Source organism: Streptomyces cinnamoneus (assembly GCF_002939475.1).
GTDB classification, from domain to species: Bacteria; Actinomycetota; Actinomycetes; order Streptomycetales; family Streptomycetaceae; genus Streptomyces; species Streptomyces cinnamoneus_A.
The window spans coordinates 2,207,993-2,220,447 of the sequence record NZ_PKFQ01000001.1; the positions used below are offsets into that span (position 1 = coordinate 2,207,993).

At 73.3% G+C, this 12,455-nt stretch carries 8 protein-coding genes; 2 read left to right on the top strand and 6 right to left on the bottom strand.

The features are described from left to right. Positions 1–164: 164 nt before the first annotated feature. The gene (locus CYQ11_RS09350; RefSeq protein ID WP_181143621.1) at positions 165–950 is read right to left on the bottom strand and encodes a sulfite exporter TauE/SafE family protein; all 786 of its coding nucleotides are present in this window, start codon (positions 948–950) and stop codon (positions 165–167) included. Between the two features lie 191 nt (positions 951–1,141). Further along, complete coding sequence (locus CYQ11_RS09355; RefSeq protein ID WP_099200635.1) at positions 1,142–1,810, bottom strand: hypothetical protein; 669 nt, start codon at positions 1,808–1,810, stop codon at positions 1,142–1,144. Between the two features lie 180 nt (positions 1,811–1,990). On the opposite strand from CYQ11_RS09355, the gene CYQ11_RS09360 reads away from it, so the two are divergent. After that, positions 1,991–2,920 (top strand): oxidoreductase, encoded by a 930-nt coding sequence (locus CYQ11_RS09360; RefSeq protein ID WP_099197776.1) that lies wholly within the window; start codon positions 1,991–1,993, stop codon positions 2,918–2,920. A 43-nt stretch (positions 2,921–2,963) separates the two neighbouring features. Here CYQ11_RS09360 and CYQ11_RS09365 read toward each other — a convergent pair whose 3' ends face one another. Further along, entirely contained in the window at positions 2,964–3,554 is a 591-nt protein-coding gene (locus tag CYQ11_RS09365) for a hypothetical protein (protein WP_240003163.1), read from the bottom strand. Between the two features lie 243 nt (positions 3,555–3,797). On the opposite strand from CYQ11_RS09365, the gene CYQ11_RS09370 reads away from it, so the two are divergent. Continuing rightward, positions 3,798–5,696, top strand: a complete 1,899-nt coding sequence (locus tag CYQ11_RS09370) for an APC family permease (protein ID WP_099200634.1) — start codon at positions 3,798–3,800, stop codon at positions 5,694–5,696. A 19-nt stretch (positions 5,697–5,715) separates the two neighbouring features. On the opposite strand, the gene CYQ11_RS09375 is transcribed toward CYQ11_RS09370, so the two are convergent. From CYQ11_RS09375 to ppdK, 3 genes are all read right to left on the bottom strand, one after another. Further along, on the bottom strand, positions 5,716–7,740 hold the full coding sequence (locus tag CYQ11_RS09375; RefSeq protein WP_099200633.1) for a glycosyltransferase family 2 protein: 2,025 nt from the start codon (positions 7,738–7,740) through the stop codon (positions 5,716–5,718). Between the two features lie 272 nt (positions 7,741–8,012). Further along, positions 8,013–9,020 (bottom strand): ArsR/SmtB family transcription factor, encoded by a 1,008-nt coding sequence (locus tag CYQ11_RS09380; RefSeq protein WP_099200883.1) that lies wholly within the window; start codon positions 9,018–9,020, stop codon positions 8,013–8,015. Between the two features lie 619 nt (positions 9,021–9,639). Next, a complete protein-coding gene (gene ppdK / locus CYQ11_RS09385; protein WP_099200632.1) occupies positions 9,640–12,357 on the bottom strand; it encodes a pyruvate, phosphate dikinase in 2,718 nt (905 codons plus the stop codon). Between the last annotated feature and the right edge of the window lie 98 nt (positions 12,358–12,455).

Sequence of the window (12,455 nt, forward strand, 5' to 3'; positions counted from 1 at the left end):
ACCGGACTGCTTTCCGCATGGTCAGTAGTACGAATGACCGACAAATCTGGACTGAATCTGTCACCAGGCGGAGGGAGGAGCAAGGGAATGCGCGAATTCAAAGGGAATGCTCAGACTGCGCTCCCGGCCCCGGGGCGCGCGGCCGCTCCGCCGGGCGTCCCGGCTCAGCCGCCCCACTGGTCGTAGCCGAGCTTGCACACCAGCGACACCACCACCACGACCAGCACTGCCCGGACGAAGCCGCTGCCGCGCCGGAGCGCCATGCGCGCGCCGAGCGCGCCGCCCATCAGGTTGAAGACGGCCATGGGCGCGGCCACCTGCCACAGCACGGCGCCCTGCCAGGTGAAGGTCACGAGCGCGCCGACGTTCGTGCAGACGTTGACGATCTTCGCCGTGCCGGACGCCGTGACGAGCTCCATGTGGAGGATCCCGGCGAGCGCGAGGACGAGGAAGGTGCCGGTGCCGGGGCCGATGAGCCCGTCGTAGAAGCCGATGCCGAGACCGGCGACGAGGATGGCGGTCAGGACGCGGCGACGGCTCGGCGGGGCGGCGTCGGCGACCGTGGTGCCGAACGCCGGCCGCAGCAGCACGAAGGCGAGCACCACCATCAGCACCGCCATGATCAGGGGGCGCAGGACGGCGCTGTCGATGCCGGAGGCGAAGAACGCCCCGGCCAGCGAGCCGCCGAGGGCGGCGAGACCGATGCGCACGGCGGTGCGCAGGTCGAGGGGGGCCTTGCGGGAGTAGGCGACGGCGGCGGCGGTCGTCCCGCAGATGGCCACGGCCTTGTTGGTGCCGAGGATGTGCGCGGGTGCCGTGTGGGGCAGGCCCACCAGCAGGGCCGGCAGCTGGAGCAGTCCGCCGCCGCCGACCACGGCGTCGATCCAGCCGGCGGCAGCGGCGGCGAGGCAGAGCACGATCAGCGTCGTCAGTGATATGTCGGTGGCCACCGGCGCGATCGTAGGGCTTCCGCCGTGGCAGGGCCCCGCCGTGGTGCCGGGAAGTGGCGGCGGACACATCGGAGCCGGTGGCCCGGGACCGTACCGGACGGACGCCCGGTTCGCGCGGCCACCGGTTCTGACCCCCCGTCACTTCGGCGGCGGGCACGGGCCGGTGGGTCTGGACGTGCGCGCCGGGGGCGTCAGTCCAGCGGGGTGCCGTCCCACCGCCAGGACTCCCGCCGGGGCAGCCCGGGCAGCTCCAGCCGGCCGGTCGCCCACAGCAGCGTGCGCCAGGGGTCGTCCCCGACGGGAACGTTCCGGAACAGCCGGGCCAGCACCCGCTCGCACACCCCGGCGGGCGGCTCCCAGGCGACGCCGAGCCCGTCGGCGACGTCGCGCGCGTGCACGACGGCCTCCACGATCCCCATGGCGGCGAAGCCCTCGGGGTCGGAGACGCCGTAGGAGTGATGCGCCCGCGTCTGCGGCCCCCGGGTGCGCACCACGGCCGCCAGCAGGCCGGTGCACGCCTGGAGCACCTGCATCAGCCCGGCCACGCCGGCCTCGCGCTCGGCGTGGATGGTCTCCCGCGGCCCCCCGTCCCGCTGACAGGTCATCAGCGTCGGCACATAGCTGTCCAACGGCGGGTTGGGCGCGGAGAGTTGCAGGGCGTAGCAGAACATGTCGTCGGCGAGGTGCTCGACGGTCTCCCAGCAGTCCCACTCCAGCTCCCCGGCGGACCGCCCCCACGTCTCCTCGGGCACGTCCTGGAAGGCGGCGACGATGAGGCGCACGACCTCCTCGACGTCATCGGCGGAGACAGGGGTTCGGGGAGCGTCGGCCGTGGTAGGCGATGCTTGTGTGTCGGACATGGCGGGGACAGTAGCAAGGGGAGCGACGGGCGCCGGCGGTATTTTGTGGAGTGGAGTGAGACCTCCCCTCCCGTGAGCCGAACATGACCACGATGGGATCTCCCGCTCCCTTGGCCTGACCCCGGTGAACCATCCCCGCACGCGTCGTCGCAGACCGGACCGCAGAGGAGCACACACCCCATGAACGGCTGGACCGTGAGCGACATCCCAGGTCAGAGCGGCCGCATCGCCGTCGTGACGGGGGCCAACAGCGGCATCGGGTACGTGACCGCCCGGGAGCTCGCCCGGCAGGGGGCCCGGGTGGTGCTGGGGTGCCGGGACGTCACGCGCGGTAAGGCCGCCGAGGAGCTGATGCGCGAGCAGGTGCCCGGCGCGGACGTGCGGCTCGCCGTGCTCGACCTGGCCGACCTGGCGTCCGTACGGGCGTTCGCCGCGGAGCTGCCCGAGGAGCGGCTCGATCTGCTGGTCAACAACGCCGGGGTGATGGCGCTGCCGCAGCGCCGGACCGTCGACGGGTTCGAGATGCAGTTCGCCACGAACCACCTCGGCCACTTCGCGCTCACCGGTCTGTTGCTGCCCCGGCTGCGCGCGGCCGGGCCCGGGGCCCGGGTGGTGACGGTGTCGAGCGGGCTGCACTTCCTGGGCACCGTCGACCCGCGGGACCTCCAGATGGACCACCGCTACCGCCGGTGGATCGCCTACGGCCGGTCCAAGAGCGCCAACCTCCTCTTCACGCACGAGCTGTCGCGCCGGCTCACCGCCGAGGGCTCGGCGGTCGTGGCGGCGGCCGCGCACCCCGGGTACGCGGCGACGAACCTCCAGACCGCCGGCCTGCGGATGGAGGAGCGGGCCGTGGCCGAGCGGGCCGTGGAGCTGCTCAACCGCACGGTCGCGCAGAGCGCCGAGGACGGGGCGCTGCCCTCGCTGTACGCGGCCACCGCGCCGGGCGTGCGGCAGGACGACTTCATCGGGCCCCGCGTCCTGTTGTGGCGCGGCTCCCCCACCCGTTCCGTGCGGGCGCGGTGGACGCTCGACGACCGGGCGAGCGCGGGGCTGTGGGCCGCCTCCGAACGGCTCACCGGGGTCACGTACGCCTGGAACGGGGACTAGGCGGCGTCCGGGCGGAGGGCCGCGCCGGCCCATCGGACACCCCCTAGTCCAGGCCCGCCGACTTCAGCAGCCGGCGCGCGCCCTCCCCGTCGACGCGCTCGGCGAGCGCCGTCAGCGGCGCCGTGCCGTCGCGCAGCAGGCCGCTGGCGCGGGAGCGGCGGACGCCCGTGTCGAGGCGGTGCCACAGCAGGGGGTTGTCGGCGAGGACCCTGGGGTCCAGCTCGACCCGGCCGCCGCCGACGTCCCGGAGGATCAGGCGCGGCGCCATGCCGTCCGCGCGGCGCACCCGGGTGAGCAGATCGGTCCGGACCCGCTGCTCGCGCAGCAGGCCCCGGGCCGAAAGCCAGTTCTCCCCCGCGGTGACGCGCGGGGGCCAGAGGATGGCGACCAGGGCGGCGCCCAGCACGGTCCAGGCACAGCCGCGGGGCCAGTCGAGCCCGCCCCGGGCGAGGTCCACGAGGAGGAGCGCACCACCGAGCGCCGTGCCGCACCACCAGGCCGACCTGGCCTCGCGCCGCCAGCCCCGGTCGAAGGCGAGCACCCTGTCCGCCGGAGGCCGTACCGTCGCGGCCTTCCGGCCGTGGTGCTCCTCGCGTCCCCACGCCCGCAACCGGAATGTCTGTCGCCGTCCCATGATGCCGACGCTAGAGCGGAACGGGCGGCATGCCACGACATGTTGACGTCGTGCTGACGTCGCCTTGGCCAATCCTTGCGCAGCCCTGACATGCCGTCGGACCGCACCGCCCCCGCTCCCCCGCGCCCGTCAAGAACGCGTAGGGATCTCCCCCGAAGGCGCCAAGGCGGCGCCAAGAAACGGCGCGGTCCCGGCGACGCGGGCGCAGTCTGAGCCTCCGACCCAACGGAGGTACGACAAAAGATGTCCAAGCTGGCCGATTCGGAGCACGCCGCCGGCACCGGCGTGGGGGCACCCGCGGCAGCCGGAGGGGAACCGCCGGATACCGGCGCCGCGCGGACCACCGCGGAGGACCGGCACCGGCTGACCGCCACCCAGGGCCTGGCGGCCCTGTCACTCGACGCGATGGCGTCGGTGGCGTACGGGCCCGAGTCGATCGTTCTCGTGCTGGCGGCGGCCGGGGCCCACGGCCTCGGGTGCACACTGCCGGTCACGCTCGCGATCGCCGCCCTGCTGACCGTGCTCGTCGCCTCCTACCGGCAGGTCATCGCGGCGTTCCCGGACGGCGGCGGCTCGTACGCCGTCGCCAAGCGGCACCTGGGGCGGCGCACCAGCCTCGTCACCGCGGCCTCCCTCGTGCTGGACTACGTCCTGAACGTGGCCGTGTCCGTCACCGCCGGCGTCGCGGCGCTGACCTCGGCCTTCCCCTCCCTCTACGGCCACCGGCTGTGGATCTGCCTGGCCGTGCTGGTCCTGGTCACCGGCGTCAACCTGCGCGGCATCGCCGAGTCGGCCAAGGCGTTCATCGTGCCGACCGCCGTCTTCGTCGGCTCGGTCCTGACGGTGATCGTGGTCGGGCTCTTCCGCGACGCCCCCGTCAGCACCCAGGCCGCGGAGGGGCACGCCTCCGCCCTGGCCGGCGACGCCACCGCCGTCGGCGCCCTGCTCCTGCTGAAGGCGTTCGCCGCCGGCTGCTCCGCCCTCACCGGCGTCGAGGCCGTGGCCAACGCCGTGCCGTCCTTCCGCGCCCCGGCCACCCGGCGGGCGCAGCGCACGGAGGTCGCGCTGGGCGCGCTGCTCGGCGCCATGCTCATCGGCCTGTCGTTGCTCATCGGCCGCTTCCACCTCCAGCCGGTCGAGGGCGTCACCGTCCTCGCCCAGCTCGCCGACGCCTCGCTGGGCCACCACTGGGGCTTCTACGTCGTGCAGTGCGCGACCGTCGTCCTGCTGGCCCTCGCCGCGAACACCTCGTTCGGCGGCCTTCCCGTGCTGATGAGCCTGCTGGCCCGGGACAACTACCTCCCGCACGTCTTCGCCCTGAAGGCCGACCGGCAGGTGCACCGCCACGGCGTGCTCGCCCTGGCCGCCGTCTCCGCGCTGCTGCTCGTCTTCTCCGGCGGCGACGTCAACACACTGGTGCCGCTCTTCGCGATCGGGGTGTTCGTCGGGTTCACCGTCTGCCAGGTGGGCATGGTCCGGCACTGGCGGCGGGAACGTTCCGCCGGGTGGCGTGGCAAGGCACTCCTCAACGGCTTCGGGGCCGTGCTCACCGGTGTGTCCGCGGTCGTCGTCACCGCCACCAAGTTCACCGAGGGCACCTGGCTGATCGTCTTCGCGCTGCCCGTGCTGGTGCTCGCCTTCGAGACCGTCCACCGGGCCTACGGGCGCATCGGCGAGCGCCTGGAGCTGGGCCGGGTGCCCGAGGCCCCGCGCCGCTGCCACTCGGTGGTGGTCGTTCCCGTGTCCTCGCTCTCCCGGCTGACCAGCAAGGCGCTGACCGCCGCCGTCTCGCTCGGCGACGAGGTCGTGGCCGTCACCGTGACGCAGCCCGACCAGGAGGGGCGGCGGGCGGCGGAGTCGCTGCGCCGCGACTGGGAGCTGTGGAACCCGGGCGTCGACCTGGTCGAACTGCCCGCGGCCACCCGCGCCCTGGGCCGCCCCATCGTGGACTACGTCCGCGAGCTGTCCGGCCGTCACCCCGACAACCGCGTCACCGTGCTGATACCGGAGGTCGAGCCCGCGCACGTCTGGCAGCGCCTGCTGCAGAACCAGCGCGGCGCGGTCGTCGCCCACGCCGTGCGGCGCGACACCGACGCGGTGATCTGCCGGCTGCGCTTCCGCGTCGGGGCCGGCACGGCCTGAGCGCCGGCCCCGCCGCCCCTCAGGAGGCCCTGCGGGTCAGCCGTCCCTTGACCGCCTTGAGCAGCTCCACCCGGCCGACGCGCAGGGTGAGCGTCTCCCCTCCGGCCACCGGCTTGGCGTACCAGGGCAGGCCGAGGCGCTGCCAACGGGCGGCTCGCAGCGGCGACTTGACCGGGACGGGCACCGTCCACTTCTTGTCGCCGGCCGCCAGGCAGCCGTCGATCCGCCACTCGCCGGCGGTCGTGCAGGGGACCCGCGCCGCGAAGGAGCCGTCGGCCGCCGTCTCGACGGGGACGGTCAGCGTCGTGCCGTCGGCGCACACGGCCCGTACGGTCAGCGCGCCGGCCGGCCAGGAGGCGAGCGTGCAGCGTCCGGTGACGACGAGGGTGGCGGGTGCGTCCGCGGCCCAGGTGGCGCCGGTGACGCGCAGCCGGGGTGGCACCCGGTGCCGCGTCTCACCGAGGTCGAGGGTGAGGTTGCCGTAGGGCTTGGTGGTGAAGAGGGCGGCCGCCGTGCCCGCGGCGGTCACGACGGTGGTGGTGGCGACGGTGACGGAGTCCGCGCGGCGGCTGCCGAGGCGCGCCTCCTTGACGACGCCCTGGGCGCCCACGGCCAGGAACAGGTCCCACATGCCGGCGTCCAGCGGCGCCCCTCCGGCGGCGGTGGCGGGGTCGACGGTCACGTCGAAGCCGGCCGTCCCGTAGTCGAAGCGCCCCCCGTCCTCGTCGGCGCCCAGGCCCGGCGTGGCGGTGTGGCGCACGGGGAGGCGGTGCTCGGCACCGGTGCCCCGCTTGCGCAGGATCAGCTCGGTGGTCACCTCGCGCGTGGCTATGCGGTGCACGTAGGCGTGGCCCGTGAGGCGCAGTCCGGTGCCGTCGAGGTCCGCGGACTCGACGAGGTGGCGGACGCGCAGCTCGCCGGTGATGTCGTAGCAGTCGACCGGGATGTTCAGGGTGGAGTCGCGGAAGTACGGGTAGAGCGCGTAGGCGCGGCCGTTCTCGGTGAGGACCTCCGGGCCGTCGGCGGCGGTGGCGGCGAGGGTCGTGATGCCGTAGCTGGCGGCTCCCCGGTCCAGCTCCCACCGGACGAGCGTCAGCAGCTCGTCGAGGAGGCCGCGTCGGACGAGGTGGCAGCGCAGCCGGACCACGGCGGGCAGCCGGGCGGCGAGGCCCTCGTGGTAGTAGGGCTCGATCAGGTCGCCGAGCTCCTTGAGGTACTTGTCCTGCACGTCGCGGTGGGGCTCGCGGCACAGCTGGAGCACGGCGTCGCGCAGCTCCACGGCGAAGTGCCGGTGCATGAGGGTGTCCCGGTCGGGGCCGGGCTCGACGCGCTCGGCGACGAGGGCGGTCATCAGCCGTAAGAGGTCGATGCGGGTGCGCGTGCCGTGCGGTTGCGAGGTGATGTTGTGGCCGTCCTCGCGCGCCACCCAGTACAGGCAGTCGTAGTCGGCGACGACGGATATCGCGGCGGCCTCCAGGTAGGCGGTCGCGGTGAACGGCTGGTCCTCGCCGATGGACAGGCCGGTGGCGAACCGCAGGCCGAGCCGGTCGACCAACGTGCGCCGGAAGAGCTTCATCGGGTTGAGCGTCCAGTAGACGCGGGAGGAGAAGACGTCCGTCCGGGGCTGGTTCCGGCCGAACATCGACCGTGGGGCGCGGCGCCCGCCCTCGCCGACGATCCGCCCGAGGACGACGTCCGAGCCGTTGTCGTCCGCGGCGGCGACCATGCGCTCCAGGGCCTCGGGGCCGAGGTGGTCGTCCGCGTCGAGGAAGAACACGTAACGGCCGGTGGCCAGGTCGAGGGCCGTGTTGCGCGGCCCGGCGGGACCGCCGGAGTTCGGCTGGTGGATCACGCGCATCAGCGGGGCCTTGGCCGCCAGGCGGTCGAGCTCGGCGCCGGTGCCGTCGGTCGAGCCGTCGTCGACGGCTAACAGCTCGATGCGGTCGGCGCCCAGGGTCTGCTCCAGGACGGACGTGACGCTGCGGGTCACGTACGGCATGGCGTTGTACGCGGCGATGACGACCGTGACGTCCGGTCCGGGCATGAGGCGAACTCCGTTCCTGCGGTCCGGGCATGACCCCTTGACCGGGGTCGCCGACCGGTGTGGTGGCCGGGTTTCCGGCACGGGCCGTTTCAGGGTATCCCCAGGGCTCGCACCGGAGTTCGAGACGATCAACGGGGGCGGCCGCGTGGCCGGATCGCTTCGACGGAGTCCTCCGCGAGGACCCGGGGGGGGAGGGCCGGGGGGACGGAGCCGGAGGGGGGCACGGACCGGCGGCCCGCGCCTCGGCGGATGCCGCGCCCGTTCCTCCCGTGCTACATCGTCGCCGACCGCGCCCTCGCGCGGGACTGCGGGTTGCGGTGGCCGCCGCGCAGCAGGGCCGCCCCCAGGGGCGTCAGGGTGTGCATCACGGCGCTGCCGTTGCGCAGCGTCAGCACCAGCCCCGCCTCGCGCAGGACACCGGCGTGCTGGCTGGCCGAGGCCGCCGACACCCCCACCCTGCGGGCGAGTTCGCTGGTCGTGCAGCCGCCGCCGATGGACCCCAGGACGGCCGAGCGGGTGTGGCCCACCAGCTTGCCCAGCGAGCGCGGGGCGGCGGGGACGACGGGCGCCGACTCCGACATGGTCCGCGCGGGGTAGACGAGCACGGGCGTGAGCTCCGGGTTCTGGAGCGTGACCGGCGTGCGCCGGCAGAAGAACGACGGCAGGAGCACCAGCCCGCGCCCGTCCAGGTGCACGTCCCGGTCGACGGGGTAGTCGACCTCCAGGACCGGGGCCCGCCAGCGCATGGTGGGCGGCAGCGAGGACAGCAGCGCGTCGGCGCCGCCGTCCAGCAGGGCCCGGCCGCGCACCGCCCGGTCGGCCTCGATCTGGGCCTGGATGTGCGACCAGTAGGGGGCTATGGCGGCCTCGTGGTAGGCGTGCAGGGCGCCGATCAGCTTCCCGAACGCCCGGACGTCGCCCTCGGCCAGCGATCGTATCCAGGCCGGCAGGGTGCGGACGGTGGACAGCCGGCTCAGCTCACGGTGCACCCGGTCGGCGGGCGTGGCCCGCAGGGCCTCCATGCCCGACTCGAGTCCGAGTAACCCTTCGGCCGGCGTCAGGAAGTCCGGGAAATACCCGCGAGGCGGAACCAGCGGGGCCAGTAGCCGCGTTTCACCATTCAACCGGGGACGGGTTTCCGAGCGCCAATCGCCGAAGATCGACTCGCCTTGTTTGTCCCGGAGCCGGTGCAGGCTCAATACGGTTTCCCAGAGCACGTCCGGGTCGCCGGCCAGGCGCAACCGGGCCAGATCGAGTCCAGTGAAATGGACACGCAGCACCAAACCCCCACATGAGACATCCGCGGCCACCCCCCGCTCACTGAGTATGCACACCGATACGAGGTGTTACCACGTCCTTTTGGCCACAGTTGAAAGGACTCGCGGCGAACATCGCAGAAGCGAAATGCTATTCACGCACTCAGGGCCGTCCCGCTCGTTCCCGTGGGGGGTGGCGAGCGAAAAAGCGGCCGCTGAGTACGCGAGTTGCCGCCCGAGCCGATGCGGGCGGCAACAACTCCCGGTGGGGGAGTAAAGAGGGGCGGCGCTCCCGCACGGGCGCCGCCCCTTCGCATGCCCCGGGACGCCCGGGGGGCCGCGCGGGACCCGCGGGGTCCGGCCCGCGGTGATCCGGGCGTCTCCCGCGGGTTACGCGGGGGTTACCCCATGCGGCCCGTCCACGGGCAACCGCCCCGAGGCGCCGGGCCGTTCCGCCGGGCCGCCGAGGACGGCGTACCCGTCCGACGCCCTCTCCCGCGCTCCGCGCCCCGCCCGGGACCCGCAGCGCGAAAGGGGCGGCCCCCCGCACGGGTGCCGCCCCTTCCGTCGGTCCGGAGCCGCCGCAGGGTCTGAGGGTCGAGGTCATCCCATACCGCGGCTCCGGAGTTCAACCGGGCACGAGCTAGCGGCTGTCGCTCGCCGTGCCGTTCAGCGCCGCCGCCCGGCCCGCCTCCAGGCGGGCCACCGGGATGCGGAAGGGCGAGCAGGAGACGTAGTCCAGGCCCACCTCGTGGAAGAAGTGCACCGACTCCGGGTCGCCGCCGTGCTCACCGCAGACGCCGAGCTTCAGGTCGGGCCGGGTGGCCCGGCCGGCCTGGACCGCCGCGCGGACGAGCGAGCCGACGCCGTCGCGGTCGATGGTCTCGAAGGGGCTGACGCCGAAGATGCCCTTCTCCAGGTACGCCGTGAAGAAGCTGGCCTCGACGTCGTCGCGGGAGAAGCCCCACACGGTCTGGGTCAGGTCGTTCGTGCCGAAGGAGAAGAACTCGGCGGCCTCCGCTATCTGACCGGCCGTCAGCGCGGCGCGGGGCAGCTCGATCATCGTGCCCAGCGTCAGCTTGAGGTCGGTGCCGGTGGCGGCCTCGACGTCGGCGATGACCCGCTCGGCCTCCTCGCGGACGATCTCCAGCTCCTGGACGGTGCCCACCAGCGGGATCATGATCTCCGCGCGCGGGTCGCCGCCCGAGCCCAGGCGCTGGGCCGCGGCCTCGGCGATGGCCCGCACCTGCATGGCGAACAGGCCCGGGATGACCAGGCCGAGGCGCACGCCGCGCAGGCCCAGCATCGGGTTCTGCTCGTGCAGCTTGTGCACGGCCTGGAGCAGGCGCAGCTCGTTCTCGTGCGCCTCCTGGCGGGCCTCGGCGAGCGCGACCCGCACCGAGAGCTCGGTGATGTCCGGCAGGAACTCGTGCAGCGGCGGGTCGAGGAGGCGGACCGTGACGGGCAGGCCGTCCATCGCCTCGAACAGCTCGACGAAGTCGGCCTTCTGCAGGGGCAGCAGGGCCCCGAGCGCCTCGTCGCGCTCGGCCTCGGTGTCGGCGAGGATGAGCCGCTCGACCATCTCGCGCCGCTCGCCGAGGAACATGTGCTCGGTGCGGCACAGGCCGATGCCCTGGGCGCCGAAGCGGCGGGCGCGGGAGGCGTCCTCGGCGTTGTCGGCGTTGGCCCGCACGCGCAGCCGGCGGGTGCGGTCGGCGTAGGCCATCATCCGGTGCACGGCCTGCACCAGCTCGTCGGCGTCGTCGGCGCCCGCGTGCATGCGGCCCTCGAAGTACTCGACGACCGGGGACGGCACGACCGGGACCTCACCGAGGTAGACCTTGCCGGTCGAGCCGTCGATGGAGACGACGTCGCCCTCCTCGACGACCACGCCGCCCGGGGCCGTCATCCGGCGCCGCTTGGTGTCGACCTCCAGCTCCTCGGCGCCGCAGACGCAGGTCTTGCCCATGCCGCGGGCCACGACGGCCGCGTGCGAGGTCTTGCCGCCGCGCGAGGTCAGGATGCCCTCGGAGGCGATCATGCCGTCGAGGTCGTCGGGGTTGGTCTCGCGGCGGATCAGGATGACCTTCTCGCCGGAGCGGGACCACTTGACGGCGGTGTACGAGTCGAAGACGGCCTTGCCGACGGCGGCGCCCGGCGAGGCGGCGATGCCCCGGCCCAGCAGCTCCGTGGTGGCCTTCTCGTCGAAGCGGGGGAACATCAGCTGGGCGAGCTGGGCGCCCGAGACGCGCTGGAGCGCCTCGGCCTCGTCGATCAGACCCTGGTCCACCAGCTGCGTGGCGATGCGGAAGGCGGCGCCCGCGGTGCGCTTGCCGACGCGGGTCTGGAGCATCCACAGCTTGCCGCGCTCGATGGTGAACTCGATGTCGCACAGGTCGCGGTAGTGCGTCTCCAGCGTCTCCATGATCTGCATCAGCTGGTCGTACGACGCCTTGTCGAGCTGCTCCAGCTCGGCGAGCTGCATGGTGTTGCGGATGCCGGCGACGACGTCCTCGCCCTGGGCGTTCTGCAGGTAGTCGCCGTAGACGCCCTGGTGGCCGCTGGCGGGGTCACGGGTGAAGGCGACGCCGGTGCCGGAGTCGGGGCCGAGGTTGCCGAAGACCATGGAGCAGACGTTGACGGCCGTGCCGAGGTCGCCGGGGATGCGCTCCTGACGGCGGTAGAGCTTGGCGCGGTCGCCGTTCCAGGAGTCGAAGACCGCCCGGATCGCCAGGTCCATCTGCTCGCGCGGGTCCTGCGGGAAGTCGCGGCCGGTCTCCTGGGCGACGATGGCCTTGAAGCCCTCGACCAGGCGCTTCAGGTCCGCCGCGTCGAGCTCGACGTCGGTGGAGACGCCCTTGGTGTGCTTGGCCTCCTCCAGCGCCTCCTCGAAGAGGTCGCCGTCGACGCCCAGCACGGTCTTGCCGAACATCTGGATGAGGCGGCGGTAGGAGTCCCAGGCGAACCGCTCGTCGCCGGCCTGGGTGGCGAGGCCCGCGACGGACGCGTCGGACAGGCCGATGTTCAGGACGGTGTCCATCATGCCGGGCATGGAGAACTTGGCGCCCGAGCGGACCGAGACCAGCAGCGGGTCGTCGGCCTGGCCGAGCTTCTTGCCCATGCGCTCCTCGAGGGCCGCCAGGTGGGCGGAGACCTCGTCGCGCATCGACAGGGGCTCCTCGCCGCCCTCCAGGTAGACCTTGCAGGCCTCGGTGGTGATGGTGAAGCCCGGGGGGACGGGCAGACCGAGGTTGGTCATCTCGGCGAGGTTGGCGCCCTTACCGCCGAGCAGGTCCTTGAGGTCCTTGTTGCCCTCGGTGAAGTCGTAGACGAACTTCTGGCGATCTTCTGTTACCGGCACGGGAATCGACTCCTCACTGGGGCATCCCGGACGCAGTTGGGGTGGAGGGCTGCCCTGACGGCGGGGAGCGTACCCAGATCGAAGGCTTCTGAGGAGGT